This window comes from Sulfitobacter sp. 1A13353, from assembly GCF_043557255.1.
GTDB lineage: Bacteria > Pseudomonadota > Alphaproteobacteria > Rhodobacterales > Rhodobacteraceae > Sulfitobacter > Sulfitobacter faviae.
Window position 1 is genome coordinate 191392 of record NZ_JBIFFS010000003.1, and the last position, 19989, is coordinate 211380.

19 protein-coding genes and 1 pseudogene are annotated in these 19989 nt (G+C 57.4%); 11 read left to right on the forward strand and 9 right to left on the reverse strand.

The window, feature by feature from the left end:
- Positions 1-37: 37 nt before the first annotated feature.
- The 4 genes from ACGYLO_RS08245 to ACGYLO_RS08260 all read right to left on the reverse strand — a co-directional run bounded on the left by ACGYLO_RS08245 (position 38) and on the right by ACGYLO_RS08260 (position 2674).
- Complete coding sequence (locus ACGYLO_RS08245) at positions 38-412, reverse strand: hypothetical protein (RefSeq protein ID WP_394376375.1); 375 nt, start codon at positions 410-412, stop codon at positions 38-40.
- 18 nt (positions 413-430) lie between these two features.
- Positions 431-922, reverse strand: a complete 492-nt coding sequence (locus ACGYLO_RS08250; RefSeq protein ID WP_271689063.1) for a copper chaperone PCu(A)C — start codon at positions 920-922, stop codon at positions 431-433.
- Between the two features lie 43 nt (positions 923-965).
- Positions 966-1337: a hypothetical protein gene (locus ACGYLO_RS08255; RefSeq protein WP_271689064.1), complete on the reverse strand. Its 372-nt coding sequence runs from the start codon at positions 1335-1337 to the stop codon at positions 966-968.
- Positions 1338-1768: 431 nt separating this feature from the next.
- A complete protein-coding gene (locus ACGYLO_RS08260; RefSeq protein WP_271689065.1) occupies positions 1769-2674 on the reverse strand; it encodes a LysR family transcriptional regulator in 906 nt (301 codons plus the stop codon).
- Between the two features lie 144 nt (positions 2675-2818).
- On the opposite strand from ACGYLO_RS08260, the gene ACGYLO_RS08265 reads away from it, so the two are divergent.
- The 4 genes and pseudogenes from ACGYLO_RS08265 to ACGYLO_RS08280 all read left to right on the forward strand — a co-directional run bounded on the left by ACGYLO_RS08265 (position 2819) and on the right by ACGYLO_RS08280 (position 8858).
- Positions 2819-4516: a GMC family oxidoreductase gene (locus ACGYLO_RS08265; RefSeq protein ID WP_271689923.1), complete on the forward strand. Its 1698-nt coding sequence runs from the start codon at positions 2819-2821 to the stop codon at positions 4514-4516.
- 25 nt (positions 4517-4541) lie between these two features.
- A complete protein-coding gene (locus ACGYLO_RS08270; RefSeq protein WP_271689066.1) occupies positions 4542-5885 on the forward strand; it encodes a CoA transferase in 1344 nt (447 codons plus the stop codon).
- Positions 5878-7050: a CoA transferase gene (locus ACGYLO_RS08275; RefSeq protein ID WP_271689067.1), complete on the forward strand. Its 1173-nt coding sequence runs from the start codon at positions 5878-5880 to the stop codon at positions 7048-7050. The genes ACGYLO_RS08270 and ACGYLO_RS08275 overlap by 8 nt, the downstream gene beginning before the upstream one ends.
- Before the next feature lie 161 nt (positions 7051-7211).
- Positions 7212-8858: pseudogene (locus ACGYLO_RS08280) on the forward strand (BCCT family transporter).
- A gap of 88 nt (positions 8859-8946) precedes the next feature.
- On the opposite strand, the gene otnC reads toward ACGYLO_RS08280, so the two are convergent.
- The 4 genes from otnC to ACGYLO_RS08300 are packed head-to-tail and all read right to left on the reverse strand — an operon-like array spanning position 8947 to position 12333.
- Positions 8947-9585 (reverse strand): 3-oxo-tetronate 4-phosphate decarboxylase, encoded by a 639-nt coding sequence (gene otnC / locus ACGYLO_RS08285; protein WP_168612328.1) that lies wholly within the window; start codon positions 9583-9585, stop codon positions 8947-8949.
- The gene (gene otnK / locus ACGYLO_RS08290; protein ID WP_346348280.1) at positions 9582-10844 is read right to left on the reverse strand and encodes a 3-oxo-tetronate kinase; all 1263 of its coding nucleotides are present in this window, start codon (positions 10842-10844) and stop codon (positions 9582-9584) included. Before otnK ends, otnC begins: the two co-directional genes overlap by 4 nt.
- Before the next feature lies 1 nt (position 10845).
- Positions 10846-11232 carry a methylglyoxal synthase gene (locus ACGYLO_RS08295; RefSeq protein WP_168612326.1) on the reverse strand — a complete coding sequence of 129 codons (387 nt, stop codon included), beginning with the start codon at positions 11230-11232 and terminating at the stop codon, positions 10846-10848.
- Between the two features lie 3 nt (positions 11233-11235).
- Positions 11236-12333 carry an isocitrate/isopropylmalate dehydrogenase family protein gene (locus tag ACGYLO_RS08300; RefSeq protein ID WP_276154630.1) on the reverse strand — a complete coding sequence of 366 codons (1098 nt, stop codon included), beginning with the start codon at positions 12331-12333 and terminating at the stop codon, positions 11236-11238.
- A gap of 262 nt (positions 12334-12595) precedes the next feature.
- On the opposite strand from ACGYLO_RS08300, the gene ACGYLO_RS08305 reads away from it, so the two are divergent.
- Positions 12596-13291 carry a GntR family transcriptional regulator gene (locus ACGYLO_RS08305; RefSeq protein ID WP_168612324.1) on the forward strand — a complete coding sequence of 232 codons (696 nt, stop codon included), beginning with the start codon at positions 12596-12598 and terminating at the stop codon, positions 13289-13291.
- A 46-nt stretch (positions 13292-13337) separates the two neighbouring features.
- On the opposite strand, the gene ACGYLO_RS08310 is transcribed toward ACGYLO_RS08305, so the two are convergent.
- The gene (locus ACGYLO_RS08310) at positions 13338-14345 is read right to left on the reverse strand and encodes a Gfo/Idh/MocA family protein (protein ID WP_271689071.1); all 1008 of its coding nucleotides are present in this window, start codon (positions 14343-14345) and stop codon (positions 13338-13340) included.
- A gap of 219 nt (positions 14346-14564) precedes the next feature.
- On the opposite strand from ACGYLO_RS08310, the gene ACGYLO_RS08315 reads away from it, so the two are divergent.
- From ACGYLO_RS08315 to ACGYLO_RS08340, 6 genes are all read left to right on the forward strand, one after another.
- Positions 14565-15572, forward strand: a complete 1008-nt coding sequence (locus ACGYLO_RS08315; RefSeq protein ID WP_271689072.1) for a tripartite tricarboxylate transporter substrate binding protein — start codon at positions 14565-14567, stop codon at positions 15570-15572.
- A gap of 67 nt (positions 15573-15639) precedes the next feature.
- The gene (locus ACGYLO_RS08320; protein WP_271689073.1) at positions 15640-16410 is read left to right on the forward strand and encodes a hypothetical protein; all 771 of its coding nucleotides are present in this window, start codon (positions 15640-15642) and stop codon (positions 16408-16410) included.
- Positions 16410-17915 (forward strand): tripartite tricarboxylate transporter permease, encoded by a 1506-nt coding sequence (locus tag ACGYLO_RS08325; RefSeq protein WP_271689074.1) that lies wholly within the window; start codon positions 16410-16412, stop codon positions 17913-17915. Before ACGYLO_RS08320 ends, ACGYLO_RS08325 begins: the two co-directional genes overlap by 1 nt.
- Positions 17915-18205, forward strand: a complete 291-nt coding sequence (locus ACGYLO_RS08330) for a putative quinol monooxygenase (RefSeq protein ID WP_271689075.1) — start codon at positions 17915-17917, stop codon at positions 18203-18205. Before ACGYLO_RS08325 ends, ACGYLO_RS08330 begins: the two co-directional genes overlap by 1 nt.
- Positions 18202-18996: an N-acyl homoserine lactonase family protein gene (locus ACGYLO_RS08335; protein ID WP_276154631.1), complete on the forward strand. Its 795-nt coding sequence runs from the start codon at positions 18202-18204 to the stop codon at positions 18994-18996. The genes ACGYLO_RS08330 and ACGYLO_RS08335 overlap by 4 nt, the downstream gene beginning before the upstream one ends.
- Before the next feature lie 38 nt (positions 18997-19034).
- On the forward strand, positions 19035-19973 hold the full coding sequence (locus tag ACGYLO_RS08340; RefSeq protein ID WP_276154632.1) for an aldo/keto reductase: 939 nt from the start codon (positions 19035-19037) through the stop codon (positions 19971-19973).
- The last annotated feature ends 16 nt before the right edge of the window (positions 19974-19989 follow it).

Sequence of the window (19989 nt, forward strand, 5' to 3'; positions counted from 1 at the left end):
TTTGGTCCTCTGACTGAATTGATATGTGGTTTGGAGGTCAGAGAACCCGTGGCGGCGCCCTTGCGCGTTTGACAGAGGCGCGGCGCGGTTTGGGCCCTGTGGCAGGGGCAGGGGGCAGCGGTGGCGCCGGGTGAAAGGTGACGGCCAAGGGCTGTACCGCCAGCCCCCTGCGTAGGACCGCGAGGGAGTGCTGGTTCCAATCGCAGGGCTTGTGCTCGGGCTGCACCGGTTCGCCATCCGGCCCGATGGTCACCGTCTCCACCCCGTAGCCCGTGCACAGCACCATGGTCAGCGCGCCTTGCTGGCGCTCTGGCATGGTTCCGGGCGCGAGCGCCGAGAACGCCCCAAACAACAACACCACCGCCCAGAGGCAGAGGTGTTGAAGCGGGCCGGTCAACGCCTTGCGGCGCATCCTGCGATGGGCTTGGGCTTAGTGTTTATGCTCGTGCGAGGAGTGATCCATTCCGCCCGCGTCATGCCCGCGGCGGCTTTCGACATTGAACGTCACATCCAAGGTTCCGGCCTTTTCAAAGGTCAGGGTGGCAGGAATTTTCTCGCCTTCCTCAAAAGGGTCACCGTCGAGGCCCATGAACATCACATGCAGCCCCCCGGGCTTGAGGGTGACAGTCTCGCCCGCGGGCAGGTCGATGCCGTCCACATGCGACATGCGCGCGACGCCCATGTCATCGGTGGTCGTCTCGTGGAGAGAGACTTCGTCAAAGCCCTCGGCGCTGATGCTGACAAGACGGTCGGCAGTGTCGCCGCCATTGGTGATCGTCAGATAGCCGCCGCCCACGCGGGCGGTTTTCGGGGTCTCATAGGCCATCGGGTGATCGACGGTCAAAGCGCCTGCGGTGTACTCATGCGCGGCGGCGGGCAGGGCGAGGAGGGCAGCCAAGGCTGCGGTATAGAAAGATTTCATTGTCATGTTCCATTGTCTGAGATGTGCAAAAAAAAGTGGTGGCTCAGACGAAGGGAGGCCCCCGGACAGGCGGTGGCGCCCCGGCGGGGCTGCGTGGTGCGCCCAAGGCACGGGTCAAGCGGGGCGTGGCAAAGTGCAGCGCCGCGCGCGGCAGCAAGACATCCGCCGGGTTGAGCAGGATCAGTGCGTTGACGATGCGGCAGGCTTCGCAATCCAATGCCGCATGGTTCTGCCCTTCGACCGGCCCATCGCAAAGGTCGCTCAACGTGCCGCCCGCTTGGATAAAGGCGATGAACGCCGGATCCTGCTGCACCTGCGCGGTCGCCCGATGGGCGAAAGGCAAGCTGGCAAGGGCCAGCAGCAGCAAGAGGGTCAGGCTGGCCCGAAGCGAGGATATGCGCGAAACGGCGGACATGCGCCCTGATACCCCGGCTGTCGCGGCAAGGCTATAGGGTGCTTTGATCTGCGACGCGATGTCGTAGGCCGGGCGCTGTGCGGGGGATGTCTATCGAGGGAGAGTGTTGGCTGGGATGGTAGAATACCCCAGTCAGTCGATCCCGTTCATCGGCTTACGTCACGAGAAGCAGAATCAGGGGCGCTTTTGGGGGCATTTGGGTGCCCAGAGGCGGCAGGATATCCATCTCGGTAGGTGGCCCTTTTCGGAGGCTAAAAGGACAGACAGGCAGTATCTTGATCCTAGGATGGGAGCCCAGCGCCTCCCAGAAGGACTAACCCAGAACAGCAAAAAATAGTGAGGAAGAGCCGCCCCGCCCGAACACCTCTAAGGATGCACGGACGGGGGATTATGGTGGGGATAGCGAACTGGAAGGTTTAGAGATCGACCGTTCACCATACTTTCTGCAACTGCTCGAAGAGCGCGGCGATCACCGGGTCTTGCATCCTGTCCTTGAACGCAATGAGTATAAGGCAGGCGGGCACGTGCAGGCTCTCGCTGACGGTAAGGCCAGAACTTTGACGTTCATGTAGCGCGATGGACTCGCGGCATAGGCTCAGCCCCACACCAGAACGGACCATTTCTAGCATAGAGGCTTCATGGTCGACCAGCGCGACCACCTTTTGACGGCAGTTATGCCGCGCAAAGATGTTTCCTAAAAGGCGATTATGGGCCGAGGCGGGCGAGGTGCCGATCCAAGGAAGGGTTGCAAGCTGCGCCCAATCATCAGTGGAGAGCTGCGCCTCCCAGCCTGCGGGTGCAATGACGCGATAGGAGAATTGAGCTAGCGTTTTGGTATGCAAAGGCCGTGTCGAAGGAATTGAATTCGCTTCATCTGGATCGGTGAGGTAGAAGCCTGCATCAAGCTGGCGTCCCTTCAGCATGCGCAGGATGTCACCGCTGATACCGTGTACCAACTCTGTCGTCACTTTGGGATGGGCCTTGCCCAATTGGCTTAGCAACCGTCCAAGACGGATGAACTCAGGATCGACAATCGTGCCGATTTTCAGTTTGCCTGACAGCTCACCAAACTGCGTGCTCGCGCGGCGATGGAAATCGGACATGGCAGCGAGAACCTGCTCTGCCAGCGGTAACAGTGCCGTGCCATCAGGCGTGAGCACCAGGCCGCGCGGCGATCGGGTGAACAGGGTGACACCTAGGTCCGTGCTTAGTCGTTTAATCTGATGGCTGAGCGCGGGTTGGGTGAGGTTAAGCACCTCGGCTGCACGCGAGACGCTGCCCTCACGCGCGACGGTTGCGAAAGCCAGAATTCCATTCACGTTCGTCAGCCTATCCATATTAGAATCTTTAATATCAGGCGAAGGAATTTGTCATTAGGAAAGCCGCGCATGGCTAACTAAACCTTGGCTGATGTTGCAGCGGCGTGGGGGCGTTGGCGTAGTGAGTTGCGCGGTTCGATCGCAGCGAGCCCCCTCGCACGAATGCTGCAGCAAGAACAAAGGGGAGGCCGGGTGGTGTCGCAAACCGAGAGTGAATTCGACTTTATCGTCATTGGGGGCGGTTCCGCGGGGTGTCTTTTGGCCAATCGGCTAAGCGCGGATCCGAGCAACCGGGTTCTGCTGCTCGAAGCGGGGCGGCGGGACAACTATCACTGGATCCATATTCCTGTCGGGTACCTCTATTGCATAGGCAATCCGCGTACCGATTGGATGTACAACACCGAGGCTGATCCCGGGCTGAACGGCCGGGTCTTACGCTATCCGCGCGGCAAGGCTTTAGGAGGCTGCTCTTCTATCAACGGCATGATCTATATGCGCGGGCAGGCCAGAGACTACGACAATTGGGCGTCCCTTTGCGGGGACGAGGACTGGGGCTGGGAAAGCTCTCTGCGCGATTTCATGGCGCATGAGGATCATCAAAAGCTTGAAGATGGCGCCGACCCGACCACGGGCGACAACAGCCGATTTTCCGACATGCATGGCCATGGCGGGGAATGGAGAGTTGAAAAGCAGCGGCTGCGCTGGGACGTCTTGGATAGCTTTGCCGATGCGGCAGAACAGGCAGGAATCGAGAAGACAGAAGATTTCAATTCTGGTGACAACGCAGGTGTTGGCTACTTTGATGTGAACCAGCGCTCTGGTTGGCGGTGGAATACGTCCAAAGCTTTTTTGCGGCCCGCCAAGGATCGGCAGAACCTGACGATCTGGACTGAAGCACAGGTAGAAAAGCTGGTATTCGGCGCTAATCCGCAAGGACAGCTACGCTGCACCGGCGCGCGGGTTCAACGTAAAGGGCAGGCGATTGAGGTGACTGCGCGGCGTGAGACAGTACTATCAGCCGGTGCGATCAACTCCCCACAGATATTGCAACTGTCGGGTATTGGCCCGGCAAACTTGTTAAAGACGCATGGCATCGAGGTGGTGCGAGACGCTCCTGTTGGGGAAAATCTTCAGGATCACCTGCAGATCCGTGCGGTCTATAAGGTGGCGGGGACACGAACACTGAACACATTGACGGGGAACCTTTTGGGTAAGGCCGCCATTGCGGCAGAATATTTCTTCAAGCGTTCCGGTCCGATGAGCATGTCCCCCAGTCAGCTCGGGGCGTTCACGCGCTCGGACCCGAAACGGACTTATGCAAATCTCGAATATCACGTGCAACCTCTGAGCCTCGAAGCCTTCGGTGACGACCTTCATAAGTTTCCGGCAATTACGGTCAGCGTTTGCAACCTCAACCCATCCAGTCGCGGGCATGTCCGGATTCGGTCTGCCAATTTCCGCGATGCGCCGATGATCTCGCCAAATTATTTGGCGACAGAAGACGACCGCAAAGTTGCCGCCGACAGCCTACGCCAAGTGCGCGAGATTATGGCGAAGCCTGCGATGCGGCCTTATGAGCCGGAAGAATACAAGCCCGGACCCCAATATCAAAGCGACGCAGATCTCGCCAAACTCGCGGGAGATATCGCCAATACGATCTTTCACCCTGCCGGTACGGTCAGAATGGGAAGGCTTGACGATGATCGCGCCGTTCTCGACCCGCACCTGCGAGTGAAAGGCGTAGCAGGGCTGCGGGTGGTCGATGCCAGTGTCATGCCGGAAATAGTCAGCGGAAACACCAATTCGCCCACTTTGATGGTCGCGGAAAAAGCAGCACGCTGGATTCTTGCCGGCCAGTAGACACCCCATTTCCCGAGGAGGAAATATGCGAAACTCTAAATCCAACCTTCCTTTGACCGGGGTAAAAGTCATCGACTTCGGTCAATATATCGCTGGCCCTGCCGTGGCGATGTTGCTGGAGGATCTGGGCGCTACTGTCGTACATATTGATCCCCCGGACGGACCGATGTGGGACAGCCCGGCCAATGCTGCGCTGATGCGCAATAAGATGATTGTAACGCTTGATCTGAAATCAGAAGAAGGGCTGGCGCAGGCACGGGCGCTTTGCGCCGAGGCTGACATCATTGTTGAAAACTTCCGCCCCGGCAAGCTGGCCGCACTCGGAGTAGACTTTACCGAGATGCGCACCGCGCGGCCCGAGTTGATCACCGTGTCTATCCCCGGGTTCGCCTCCAACGATGCCGAACGGCGTGAACAACGCGCGTTTGAAAGCGTCGTCGCGGCGAGTTCCGGGGTCTTTACGGACATGGGTCTAAATCGTGTCCTTATGGGGTTGAACCCGTCCTTCTCTCCCTTGCCGCTGTCGTCAGCCTATGCCTCGCAGATTGCAGCCTCGGCCACTGTGCTGGCGCTTCAGTCGCGGCAATTGACCGGATTGGGAGATCATATCGAAGTGCCGCTGGCCGTCGCTGTGATGGAAGGACTGTGCTACAATTCAATCAAGGTCGCAGATATGCCGCAGCGCTATCTGACGCAGCGCGAGATCGAAATCGAACGCCGCCGTGTCGAAGGCCTGCCCATGAACGTTTCATATGAGGATTTGCAAGAACTACTGGATCCGTTCTTTCGCAGCTACATGTGCAAGGACGGGCGTATGTTCTACGTCGTTTGCCCCAGCCATAAACACCATGCCCGGCGCTGTCTTGAGGTGTTGGGCCTTTATGACGAAATGGTTGAGGGGGGGCTTCGGGAAGAAGACGACACCTATAAGCCGCAGGCGGAATGGGAGTCAGATACCTCACTTGGTGTCTATCCGATGCCGAAACCTTGGGCCGATAAGATCGCGGCTCGGATGAAAGAAGTCTTCATGACCCGGACCTCTCACGAGTGGAAACGCATGTTCGGGCGGGCTGGAATTCCGGGCGCACCGCAACGTTGGTTGCAAGAGTGGATTAATGACGAATACGCCGAAGCTTCCGGCCTGATGATCGACGTCGATGATCCGATTTACGGAGAGATGACCCAACCCGGCCCGGTGGTGTGGATGGAAGAAAGCGGCGAAGAGGCGCTGGCCACCGCACCGCGCCAATGGGTTGAATTCGATGTGGCCCTGAAGGCTTTGCGCAAACTTCGGACTGATATCCCCGAACCGGAAGAGGGCATTGATCAGGAGGGCTGGCTCGGGCGTTCAAGTATTGGACATGTGTAACGTGATCGCAGGGCCGCATGCCGCAAGCTATCTGGCGCGGTTCGGTGCTGAAGTGATCAAATTGGACCCGGCCACGCCGCTTTACGACAGCTGGAACACCGTGATTTACGGGATGAGCCAAGGGCGGGGAAAGAAATCCATTCTGGCGGACATCAAATCTGAGCATGGTCGCAAGGTTTTTGAAGACCTTGTGAAATCGGTTGATGTGATCTTTTGGAATGCGCCCGACAGTCAGATCCGCCGGATGGGCCTTGATGCTGAAAGCCTGCGTAAGCTGAATCCCGAAGCGATCTTTTGTAAACTTGACTGCTTCAGCGGCGTTCAACGCGGCGTGCGGACCGATTACATCGGCTATGACGACCTCGTACAGGCTACAACGGGGATCATGCTGCGCTTTGGCGGTGCGATGGACCGGCCCGAAGAGCACGCCCATGTGGGCACCATCGACGTGATGTGTGGCTTCGGCGGCGCTTTGGCTGTGGCGGCGTCGCTTTACCAGAAACACCGTTTCGGTCGGATCGGGCGGGGGCGTACCTCGCTGAGTTCAAACAGCGGCCTGCTGCAAATCCCCTTCGCCTATGATTTCCGGGGGCGGGGCCTCTTCGATGAACCTTCAGGGCCGGAAGTGAATGGTTACGACCCGCTCAGCCGTTTTTACAGTACCGCTTCGGGGGTTTATATCCTGCTCAGCGCCTATGAAGCAGACCTACCTCGTTTTCGTGCTGTGGAAGGACTCGAAGACCTGCCAAATGTGCCTGCGGAAGAGCGTGCCGCTTTTCTGGCGGGGGCTTTCCAGTCCCACCCCGCAACCGAATGGATCGCCCGGTTGCGTAGTGCCGATATCGGCTGTGCGTTGTGCAATAACATCGACGAATTACGCTCAGAGAATATGCGCGAGCCGGATGGCTCGCCGGGCACCGAACGGGGCAGTTACTCATTCTCGCAGTATGCAGATCATCCGAGTGGCCATGAGGTCATTCAACTTGACCCCTACGCCGTGCGTCCGGAACGAGGGCGGGTCTTTGCGTTGCCGCCAACCGAGAAGTTCGGAGCCTCCACGCGCATGGTTCTGGCCGAGCTAGGCTATTCCGATGGCGCGATCGAGCGGATGTTGAAATCGGGGCAGATCAGCGAAAGCTGGAGCGGAGAATACCTGCCTAGCTAGCAAAAAATTAGGGCGGCGCCGAACGGGCTGCCCTTCCTTTGCAGCGTACTCGGACAACCAAGGTGCTGCGTTACCCGAATGGTTCGGACCAGTCATGTCGTGCATCGGTGTACGGCAAGTGGAGGATGCTGTCTGGATCTTATTGCCATGATGGAGGATATATGGCCTACAAACCACCCTTAATGGATTTGCACATCGCAACCACACGCCGGGGATTCTACTCCGGCTTTACCCGCAGTGTCGCTATTCCATCGAAAATTCTGGTGAGCGCCCTTATCGTCTGGGCGATAACCGTCCCAGCGAATGCTGCTTCTGTACTGAACGCGCTCAATGGCGCAATGCTGAGCAGTTTTGCCAGTTGGTACATTTGGGTGGTCGCGCTCTTTTTACTGCTTTGCATCGGTTTGGCGGTTGTGCCCTCAACCGGCCGCCTGGTGCTCGGGCTGCCTGATGACAAGCCTGAATTTTCGCGGTTTTCGTGGTTCTCTATGATGTTTGGCGCGGGGATTGGCTTTGGTATGCTGACCTTCGCAACTGCTAAGCCAATGCACCACTTCGCAAACAATCCCAATGTTATCATGGGCGAGACGACGGGTTCGGCAAGCAGCAATGTGACGGCGGCCTATGTATGGTCTTTCCTACATTGGGGTTTTTCGGCTTGGGCCTGCTATGCGCTGGTTGGGCTGTCCTAGGCCTATTTCTCCTATCGCCGCAGCTTGCCGCTTACAGTCCGTTCAGGGCTCACGCCCCTTTTCGGAAAACGCTTGTCCGGCATTGGCGGGCATGTCGTCGATATTGTCGCCGTGGTCGCCACGATCCTCGGCGTAGCCCAGACCTTGGGCTTTGGCGTTGAGCAGTTTGTTGCGGGGCTTAGTCGTATCGGCTTTGGCGATTGGATTATATCTGAGGATGGCAAACCATCGGCTATGGGGATCGTGGTCGCACTGATTGTTATCCTCGGAGCCTCCACGCTCTCGGCCCTTTCAGGGGTCGGGAAAGGGATCAAGTGGCTGTCTAACTTGAATATGGGGCTGAGCTTTTTCCTATTGGCATTCTTTTTCCTCTTCGGGTCCACCTTCTTTGGCCTCGGATCGTTGGTAACTGGGCTTTTTGCTTATTTGGTAGAACTGCCCGGAATGCTGTTCACTGTTTGGCATGCGGATGGAACTGAGACGGGTGACGCGTTGGCCGCGTGGCAGGGGGGGTGGTCCCTTTTCTATTGGGCATGGTGGATCGCCTTCGCCCCCTTCGTCGGTGTGTTCTTGGCGCGTATTTCACGGGGGCGGAGCATTCGTGAGTATGTATTGGGGGCAATCGTTATCCCTTCGTTGATGTGTTTCGTTTGGTTCACAATTGTCGGCGGCACAGCGATCGATCTTACCCTAAATGCCACAGCAGGAGATGCGATTTCAGGTGCTGGTCAGGAAAGCCAACTCTTCGTAGTGCTTGACCTCATTCTGGCAGATGGACTGGCATGGGGGATGACCGCGATTGTTGTAGTTTTGTTGCTGACCTATTTAGTTACAACAGCAGACTCGGCGATCTTGATCGTGAACACGATCAACGCGGCGGGGGAGGAAAACCCAAAGGGTCGTGCGCACATCGTCTTTTGGGGCGTGGCGCTCAGCCTTGTCGTAGGCGGCTTGCTACTGGTTGGAGGGCTCAATGCCATCAAGACAGCGATGGTGATCGGGGCGTTGCCCTTCAGCTTTGTTATGTTCTTGATGTGCATCGCGCTAGTTAAGGCGGTCATCCGTGACGCCATTCGCGACAAGAACGGCGTTCAAAGTTTCTCCGCTGCAGAGTAGTCGTTTTGCGGGGGGGCATGCTCTGCGCCCCCGTATATTGTACTTAAGTTCGCAAAAGATGCGTTCGGAGCACTGCTCGATTGCGGCATCAGGTTTGCGTGGGAAACCGCCGCTCTAAATCCGCAACCTGTTCAGCTGTGAGGGGCCGCGTTTCCATCGCTTGGAGTGCGAGGAATAGTTTTGCGGTCTCCTCCAACTCCTCGGTTGCATAGACCGCGTCGGACAGCGATTTCGCCGATACAACTGGTCCGTGGTTCGCCAGCAGAACAGCATGATGGTCCGAAGCCATTTCGCCGACTGCTTTTGCCAGTTCGATATCCCCCGGAGCGAAATAGGGAATGAGGGGGAGCTTGCCGACACGCATGACGTAATAGGCCGTCAGCGGCGGCAGAACATCCTTATGGTCAATGCATTTCAGGCAGCTTACGGCGACAGAATGGGTCGAGTGTAGATGCACGATGGCCGATGCGCCGGAGCGTTTTGCATACATTGCCATATGTAAGAACGCTTCTTTGGTGGGGGCGTCACCTGAAATGTGGCGGCCTTCGGGGTCTAACAATGACAGGCGCGCTGGATCGAGGTCTCCCATGGAGGAGCCTGTTGGGGTCATCAGCCAACCGTCGTCGACCCGTACACTGATGTTCCCGGAGGAGCCAAAGCTCAGCCCTCGGTTATAGAGCGACGCTGCACGGCGCACGATGTCTTCGCGGATTTTTGCATCACTCATGGCAGCACCTTTAGGGCATCTTCGAAAAAGCTGGGTTGACCAAAATTTCCAGACTTCAGCGCCAATGTTAAGGGCCGGTCCAATGCTCGGGTCCACGGCACGCCCGGCGCGATCTCGGGACCAATTTCGAGCGTTTTGATCTGAAGGGCCGAGACAACTGCGCCGGAAGTTTCTCCTCCTGCGACCACCACTCGATGAAAGCCCGCCTCGGTAAGGCGCTGAGCAAGGGCGCTTAGAGTGTCTTCCATCATTTGCCCAGAGGCGGCCACGCCGTAGCGTTTCTGGATACCGGCCACTTCTTCTGGATCTGCCGACCCGTAGATGATTACTGGGCTGTCGGTAGGCTGGGCTTTTGCCCATTCCGCCAATTCAGTCACCATCTCCTTACCAGCTGCGATTTTATCGATGTCGACCTTTGCATGAGGCCATAGTGCCTTGGCCTGTGCAAGCTGCGCGCGCGTGGCGGCCGAGCAACTGCCCGCCAAAATCAGCGCGCGGCCTTCGTTTGGCAGAAAATCGGTATCTTGCTTCGGGGCTATTTTGCCCCGTCCGCGGAAATTGGCTGGCAAACCAAGCGCGATACCCGAGCCGCCGGTGATCAGCTTGTGATCTGTCGCAGCTTTGCCGATGGTTCGTAGGTCGGCTTCGTTGAGCGCGTCGATGACGGCGTATGAAACGCCTTCGGCTATCAGGGCTTCCATTCTTGCGCGGATGGCTGGCACACCTTGTTGAACGATTGATGCGGGAATGAGTCCTACCTTGCCGGTGGATTGCGCCTCCATCAGACGCATAAGGTTTGAATCGCGCATTGGCGTTAGCGGGTGATCCTTCATCGAGCTTTCTGCCAAGGGCAACTCTCCGACGAAGAGTACGCCGTTGTAGATTGTCCGGCCATTCTTAGGAAAAGCAGGGCAGATCAATGTGAGTTCGCAACTCAGCGCTTCGCGCAGCGCATCAGCGACTGGCCCGATGTTTCCTTTCGGTGTTGAATCGAATGTTGAGCAGTATTTGAATAGGATTTGTTCAGCGCCCTCCGACTGGAGCCACTCCAATGCGGCCAAGGACTCGGCAATTGCATCCTCTACTGGCGCCGTTCGTGATTTCAGCGCCACAACAACCGCATCCGCATCGCCATAGGTCGCTTCGGGGCCGGGGACGCCGATGACCTGAACGACCCGCATCCCTTCACCGACTAATGTATTGGCAAGATCTGTGGCGCCGGTGAAATCATCGGCGATAGCGCCAAGAACGATGGGCATTTCAGTATCCTTTCAGATCGATATCGCGTTCGAGAGCCGCGATAAGTAGATTTGCGGTTGCACGGTTGGTTGCGACAATCGCTTGATACAACGCTGAGACCCGCAGCAGGGCTTTAACGTCCACATCGTGGGGTACCGCTGAAAGCGGATCGAAGAAAAAGACCAAGGCATCAATTCGGCCCTCTGCGATCATCGCGCCAAGCTGTTGGTCGCCCCCAAGCGGTCCGCTTAGCAGCCGGGTGATCTTGAGCTTCGTTTCCAGAGCGATACGTTTGCCCGTCGTGCCGGTGGCATAGAGTGTTTGCTGCGCCAATACCGCCTTATGGCGGGTAGACCACGCAATTAAAGCGTCCTTGCAGCAATCATGAGCGACCAGCGCAATCCGCATCGGTTACCCCTTAAGGCCGGCCACGACTTCGCGTGTTGTTGCAAGGGTGCCCATATCGCCGCCAAATTCCATCGGGCGCAGCGCATTGGCGGAAAAACCCTTATCGACGGAAGCTTCGATCAAAGCGGCCGCGTCGGTATACCGACTGTCGCCTGAGCGTTCGCCAAGGTAGTCCAGCATCAGTGCTCCGCTCAGGATTGCGGCAAGAGGGTTCGCCTTGTCCTGCCCCATGATATCAGGGGCGCTGCCATGGGCGGGCTGAAAAAGACCGTTCTCATCGCCAATTTCGGCGCAAGCAGCCATGCCCATGCCGCCGACCAGACCACCGCCCAGATCAGACAGGATATCGCCGAACATGTTCTCCATTACCATGACATCGAAATCCCAAGGGCGCCGCACCAGATCGAGCGCTTGGGCATCGACGTAGTTATAGTTCGCCTCGATGTCGGGGTAGTTCGGTCTGATCTCGTCGAAAATCTTGCGGAAGAAAGCCATCGATGTGAAAACATTGGCCTTGTCGACACATGTCACGCGACCGGGCTTTCCGCGCTCTTTGCGTTTCTGAGCCAGTTCAAACGCGAAATCATGAAGCTTCTCCGTGGTCGCGCGGGTAATGCGAAGGGTGTCGCGCACCTCGGTGTCACCGATCACTTCGCTGCGTTTATGGGCAGCGGCGGAATAGAACAGCCCCTCGGTGGACTCACGCAAGATAACCATATCGATCTGGGCGGCGCGAGGGTCCGCCAAACGTTGCGGCGCGTTGGGATAGGCCTTGATCGGGCGAATGCCAGCGTAAAGGCCAAAGCGGTCGCGCAGGCGTAGGTGAGGTGAGATTTCGGTGCCGTCCTCATGGCGGATTGAAGGGAGCCCGATCGCGCCTAAGAAAATCGCATCAGCCGTGCCTGCACGTTCTTCGCCCCCCGGTTCAATATCTTGCCCGGTTTCAGCATAGTAGCCCGCGCCCGCGTTGATCTCGTCATAGGTTAGGGCAGGAGCATTGCAAATCTCGCAGGCTGCGTTGACGACTTCGATGGTCGCGTCTGCCACATCGATACCGATCCCATCCCCACGGATAAGGGCGATTTTCAAACCAGAAGCCATGTCATTTTCCTTGGTCTCAATACTTTCTTGGGGGGAACAGGCCCGCGCCCGTTTTCTCTGCTGACGATTGCCACCTCTGCTGGGTCACCATGCAACTTCGCCCATCACAGTGGGGCGAAGGGCTAGCGGCAATGCTCCCTTACAGCTTCCGGCCGGCATGGCCTGCTCCTCCACGTATTTAACTGCGTATGCGTTGATGCATTGATAGTCAATGACTTTCAGGCTATCTTTTCTGGGAGCAGAACGAGAGGGAGCCGTTGGAATGAATGCTGGCAAGGTAAAGTTGGCGGAGGTCGAGAAGCCGGTCTCTCAAGCTGCTCGTGTTGCCGGTATCCTTCAGGGGATGATTACCAACAACGAACTGCCGCCGGGTTCTAACTACCTTGAAGCCGAACTCGGAGAGATGCTGGGTGTTTCGCGCACGCCCATTCGAGAAGCTGCGGTAATTTTAGCCTCTCGTGGCTTGGTCGAAATTCGGCCCCGGCATGGTATTCGCGTTCTGCCGCTGACCATCGCTGATATGGTTGAGATCTATGATATCCTGATTGAGCTTGAACCTTTGGCCGCCTTTAAGGCTGCGGAGCGGGCGTATCCAGAAAAGGACTTAAGTGGGTTGGATGAGAGCCTCATCCAGATGGAATCTGCGCTGAAGCGCGAGGATCGCAAAGAATGGGCGGCGGCGGATGACCGGTTCCATCAGGGTCTGGTGTCCCTGTCGGGAAGTCGGCGTTTGGAAGAGGTGATTGCGATGTACAGCACTCAGGTGCATCGCGTGCGGTTGCTGACCCTCTACATGCGCCCATTGCCCCATGCATCGAACGAAAACCACCGCGCGCTTTATGATGCGATCCGAAACGCTGAGCCAGAGCGCGCCCGTGAACTGCACCATGAACATCGGGTGGAGGCCAAAGCCCTCCTGATCTCCTTGTTGGAGCAGAACAACCTCTCGCGGTTTTGAAAGAGGCGTTACGCCGTAGAGGCGTATCGCCTGAGCGGTGGCGCGCCTAGACCGCTAGTTTGCGGCCTTCGTCGGCAGAGCGATAGATTGCATGCTCGATCTCGATCACGCGGAGATAATCGCGCGCCTCATTCTCCAATGCGGAGCCATTCAGCAGGGCCGACACGACATGTTCTTGCAAGGCTTTGGTACAATCCCCGCCGAAGCCCTCATGCTGGTCGGGGGGCGCAATCTCTTCTGCCTCAAGCGCCCCGAAGGGGCGAAGCCATATTGAGCCGTCTCCATAGAGCGTGAGCGTGCCATCGGTTCCTTCAATCAACGCCTCGCCCATCGTGCGGCGGGTGTTATCAGCGGCGTGGTCCAGGCTGCGGTTGGCGTCAAACAAAGCCCTTACTCCACCCGGGTGGTCAAAAGTGACATAGCCTGCATCTTCACCTGCGATGACAGAGTTCACCCGTCGCAGATCGGCGTAGACGTGGCTCGGCTCGCCAAAGAGGTAGCGGAAGGTATCGACCCAATGAACGCCGGTCTCATGGATTAGGAAGCGCTCCATCTTCTGGAAATAGGGCTGGCGGGCAAGATAGGCGTCCGGCCCCTGACCATCGCCCGGGCGCAGTCGAAAGCTGGCCTGTAGCGTGGTGCCGATCTGGCCAGCTTGAAGCGCGGCCTTGATCTTGCGGTACCAAGGTTGGAAGCGAAAGTTCTCATGCACGATGAGCGGCACACCGGCATCCTCGGCCAGTTGGGTGATTTCGCGGGCTTCTTGCGATGAAGTGCAGAAGGGCTTTTGACAGATGATCGCTTGCGGGCTTTGGCGAAGCGCCTTGCGAATGGCTTCCGCGTGACCAACAGGCGGCAAGATGATATCGACGATATCGGGGTTGGTCGCCAAGAGGGCATCGATATTGTCGAAGGCAGGGGCGCCGAAAGCTTCTGCTTTCTCCAAGGAACGATCTGCAACACCAACAAGGCTCACCTCCTCTATGCGTTGCCATCCATCGATGTGAAACTGGCTGAAATAGCCAGCTCCCAAGCAGGCGATCCGTAAAGTCATATCTTCGTTCCTTTTTTCTTTTCTCGCGCGCCCTGCGGGTACCGCTTGCCCTATACCCTCTGTTGCATCAACAGCCCTGTTCTCCGGCAGCTCCTGCCGCCTGTCTAGGGCAGGGGGCGGATAGAAACGCCCCTCTAAACCGACGTGTGAGTTGACAACACATTTGTTAATGCATACGCAGATAAATGCAATAGGCACCATATCCATTGGGAGGATGAGATGAAAACCAAATTTGCATTAGCCGCGCTTGCCGCGACGCTGGGCGCCGGACTGACCGTTCCGGCGCAGGCGCAAGAATACCCATTCCGCGATATCACAGATGTTGTCGTCTGGGGCGCGGGCGGCGGTACCGACAGCATCAACCGGATGATCATGGCCGAGATGGAGAAACATCTTCCGGTGTCGATCAACGTCACCAACCAAACAGGTGGCGTAGCCGGATCCAATGGTATGGTCTTTGTCCAGAACCAAGCCGACGACGGTTATACGCTGGCAGGCATCTCTGAATCCAATGTGACGGCTGCCGTTCAAGGAGGCTGGGATCAGAAGTTTGATTTCTGGTACCCCTTCATCATCGGCGGTTCGCCCGATCTGATCTCAGTTCCCGTGGATAGCCCCTATGACACACTGCAAGAGCTTGTTGACGCCGCAAACGAAAAGCCTGGCTCAATCCCTGCTGCGGCATCCGGGGCGGGGTCGATCCACCACCTAAACCTGCTCGCCATTGAGAAAGGTGCGGATGTCTCGTTCAAGTTCATCCCCTATGAAGGTTCCGCCGCGGGGCAAGAAGCGGCGATGGCGGGCGAAGTAGCTTTGGTCGTAACATCATTGGCTGAGCAGGCGCCTTTGATCGAAGGTGGTAAGCTGCGCCCGCTGGCGATGCTGACCCCCGAAGAGGGCAAGTTGGGAGAAACCACGATCCCATCCGCATTCGACATGTATGACGGGCTCGAAGCCTACCTTCCGCTCAAGCAATCCATTGGTTTCGGCGTCGCCAATTCGGCCTCTGACGAGGTGAAAGCCACCTTGACCGAAGCGTTCGACAAAGCGATGGCGTCGGATACCGTGGCTGAATGGGCCGCTGTAAACTACTATGACATCGGCGGCCAATCCGGCGAGGAAGCACAGGAAATTTTCTCCAAGCTGGAGAGCACCTTTGCCTATACGCTGAAAGAGCTTGGCTCGACCACGGTCGACCCGGAAAGCCTTGGCATCGAAAAGCCTTAAAGGCCACTCATAACAAAAGTAAACGGGGCGCGCATCTGCGCCCCGCTTTGCCGATTGGGGGAGCGAAATGGATATCGAAAAACTGCAGGCGGAGCTCGACAAAGATTTAGAGATGCTCCGCGCCCGCGACTTTTGGGGCGCTCTGGCGCTGATCGGTTGTGCGGTTTTCTTCCTTTGGCGCACTAGCTTCATACCTTTTCTAGGAGAGAACCGCGCCGGGGTGAGTGGTGCAGAGTGGTACAACTCTGCCGCGATCGTTCCCTTTGGAATCTGGCTGGCCATGCTTTTGCTCGGTTTGGTCCTGCTGCGCATAGCAATCAAAGCAGGGGGGGCTAAGCGAGCATTCTCCTCCGTGGGTCTTGGCTGGAACCGGCAAGAGGCTATCCGCATCGGTTCAATTGCGGTTATCATGGGCATGTTTATTTTTGCTCTCGTACCGCGTGTCGATTTCATTCTTGCCAGTGGTCTGGTGATTACTGCGCTGATCTACGGGTTCCACGCAGGGCGCCTCGGGCGAATGTTGCAGGCGGCAGGTGCAGTGACATTGCCCGGGATATACGCGCTTTCTATGCATTTCCCGCAGGCGGAGTGGAACAAACCTCATGATGACGATTGGGTCGTGTTGGCGGCATGGATGCTGCTGAGCGTCTGGATGTTAGTGCATGATCGCAGCCGCATTGCACGGTCTACCCCTTGGATTGCGTTGCTGACACCTTTGATACTCGTGACCGCAATGGCTTTTGGCTTTCGGCAAAATGTGCCGAACCGGGGCGGGCTGCTGTTTTCACAGATTGAGTATCACTACTACGTCACCCTTCGGCCGCTTTGGAGAGACTGATGGAATTTTTCCTGTCGCAACTGCAAGGGTTCGGAGGGGCTTTCTCTGCCCTTGTCACGGATCCAATTACCTATCCCTATATTGTCATCTCGGTTTTCTTGGGCATTGTCTTTGGCGCATTACCGGGACTGACGGCGACCTTGGCAGTTACGATCCTCACGGGCTTTTTCGGGAATAAGATTCCGCTCGATTATGCGCTGATTGCCCTGTTGGGCGCCTATGTCGGCGCAATCTACGGTGGGTCTTACCCTTCGATCCTGCTTAATATTCCCGGCACGGCAGCCAGCGCGGCCACGGCGATGGATGGCCATCCACTTGCTAAACAGGGGCGCGGGGCCGAGGCCCTGGGTCTGACCACCACGGGTAGTTTCGTCGGCACGCTCATCGGGACGGCTGCTCTATTGGTCTTCGTTTGGGCGCTCTTGCTGATCTCTCAATCCATCGCCAGTCCTGAAAAGGCCTTGCTTGCGCTCTTCGGGATCTTACTGTCCGGAACGCTCATGTCCGAAGACCTTGTCGTTAAGGGCTGGATCGCGGGGCTTGCGGGGTTGGCAATGGCGATGGTTGGGCTCGACCCGCTGTTGAGCGAGCCGCGCTACACCTTCGGCTGGTCTTATCTGATGTCAGGCTTTCAGGTCGTACCGGTGCTTATGGGGGCCTTTGCAATCCCTCAAATCATCGAGGGCCTCCGCCAAGTTGATCCGGGCAAAGTCATCGCGCTAAAGGGGCGTATCTTGCCCAACCTTGCAGCCGTGCGACGGCATATGCCCACGATTGCACGTTCCGGCGTAATTGGTACCGGGGTGGGCGCTTTGCCGGGCGTGGGCGAGGATGTGGCCGGTTGGGTCAGCTACGGCGTTGGCAAGTCGGCCAGTCATGATGGCAAGAACTTTGGTAAAGGATCAATCGAAGGGCTGCTGTCGTCTGAGACGGCGAACAACGCCTGCATCGGGGGGGCGCTGATCCCCTTGCTGGTCTTGGGTATTCCCGGTTCGCCTCCTGCAGCGGCACTGATGGGTGCGTTCAAGCTCAACAATATCATTCCTGGTCCGACGATTGACCCTTCGATCATCCTCCGGGTCTGCGCGATCATGGTGCTGGCGTCGCTTACCATGTTCATCATGGGCCTGTTCACCGCACGCGTATTCATCCAGATCCTGCGCCTGCCGCAGACCGTCTTTCTGCCTGTCGTACTTATCTTGACCACCATTGGTAGTTTCAGCGTGGGAGGCGGGATCAATGATCTCTATCTCATGCTCGGGGTAGGTGCGCTGGCCTACTTTATGAACCTGATGCGATATCCGATTGCGCCGCTGGTCATCGGCGTCATCCTGGGCGGACTATTCGATGAAACCTTCCGCCGCTCTTTGCTCTTGAGCGATGGCGACCTGTCCGGCTTTTTCACGCGCCCAACCGCGGCGGTTCTGCTGGCGCTGAACGTGGCGCTGATTGCCGGGCAGATGCCCGTGGTCCGCCGGGCATTCGCAAAAATGAGGAAAAGATAATGTTTGCTATCTGCGTCACCTTTCGCATCAAAACCGATCAGATGGAGGCATTCATGCCCCTGATGCTCGAAAACGCTGCGGCATCCAAAACCCTGGAAGCAGGTTGCCATCGTTTTGATGTGCTTACAGATGCCGATAAGCCTGGGCAGGTGTTTCTCTATGAACTCTATATAGACAGCGCAGCTTTTGACGCACATTGCGACAGTGCCCATTTCAAAGCGTTTACTGCGGCCACGGCTGATATGGTGGCAGGTAAAGATATCACAAGCTGGAGCACGGTAGCATCATGAGCGAATGGGAGGTCAACGCGGTCAAATACGCAGATCGCAACGCGCGTGTAAGAGGCGATAGTTTCGTTTTTGATGACCGCCACGATGTGGCTCACCCGATGGACTATTTCATCTGGGTCTTACGCCAAGGAGAGCGGGTGATCCTTGTAGATACGGGCTATGACGCGGCTGAAGCTGACGCGCGTGGCCGACCGATCCGGCTTGATCCGCGCAGCGCCTTGGCCCCCTTGGGCATCGCTCCTGAAGCGGTCGAGACCGTTATCGTCACCCATCTTCATTACGACCACGCTGGCGGGCTGCATCTTTTCCCCAACGCGAAATTGCATATTCAAGCGGCTGAGATGGCCTACGCCACGGGGCCGTGTATGTGTCATGACACGCTACGGATGCCCTTTTCGGCAGGTCATATTTGCGAGACGGTGAAGCGGCTCTATTCCGGCAAGGTGATTTTCCATGACGGTGATGCCGAGGTCGCGGAGGGAGTAACGGTCCACCGCATCGGAGGGCATAGCCGGGGGCTGCAAGCGGTACGGGTGTTCACATCGGCGGGCTGGCTCGTACTCGCCTCTGATGCAGCGCATTTTTATGAGAACTTCCAAAGCCGCAAGCCCTTTCCTATCGTGGTCGATATGCAGGACATGCTGGAAGGGTTCACAACGATTGAGCGACTCGCCAGTCAGCCCGAGCTGATCGTTCCCGGACATGACCCATTGGTTATGTCGTCCTTCCCACGTGACAAGGCGGATCACATTGTGCGGCTGGATCGTGGGCCGAACCTGCCGCCGGTTTGACTAAGGTAGCCTAGCCTCCTGCCAATGAAAGTATGCTGATGAGCCGCATTCAAACCAAGAATGGAACCCCTATCTCACGCTTGGGATTTGGCGCCATGCAATTTGGTCGCACGGCGGATGCCCGCAGCGCGCAAAAGATGTTCGAGGCCTGCGTCGCGGCGGGGATCAATCACTTTGATACGGCTTATAGCTACAACGGTGGCGCGTCTGAGCATATGTTGGGGCAGTTCTTAGGGGCGAGGGGGGATGATCTGATCATCGGGACCAAAGCACCGAATGACCGGCCCGCCACTGCGGACAACCTGCGCGCCGCCTTAGACGAAAGCCGCAAACGGTTGGGGATTGACGCGGTAGACATCTACTACTTGCACCGCTTCGACGCAGAGACGCCTTTTGAAGAGACATTTGGCACCCTGGCCGAGATGCAGTCGCAAGGCGCGATCCGCTACATCGGCGTGTCAAATTTTGCGGCTTGGCAGATCATGAAGGCGCAAGCGGTGTGTAAGGTTATCGACACCCAGATTGATGCCTGCCAGCCGATGTATAACCTTGTGAAGCGGCAGGTAGAGGTAGAGATTCTCCCGGCCTGTGCGGACCAAGATATTTCTGTCTGTCCTTTCTCGCCCTTGGGGGGCGGCTTGCTTACTGGGAAATACACCAGCGGCGCCGAGGGGCGTTTGCAGGAGGACAAGGTCTATGCCAACCGCTATGGGCAGCCATGGATGCATGAGACCGCCCGTGATTTGGCAGCGCTTTCGCAGCGTATGGGGATTGCGCCAACAACGCTCGCCGTGGCTTGGGTGGCTTGGAATTCGGCGGTAACCTCAACACTCATTTCAGGCCGGAATGTGGAACAGCTGCAACCGTCGCTCGATGCGATGACTTTTGACCTGTCAGAAGGCATCTACGACGAGATTGCGCGGTTTAGCCCCAAACCAACGCCCGCGACAGACCGGTCTGAGGAAACCTTACCGTGATCGGTCGGTAAAGCTG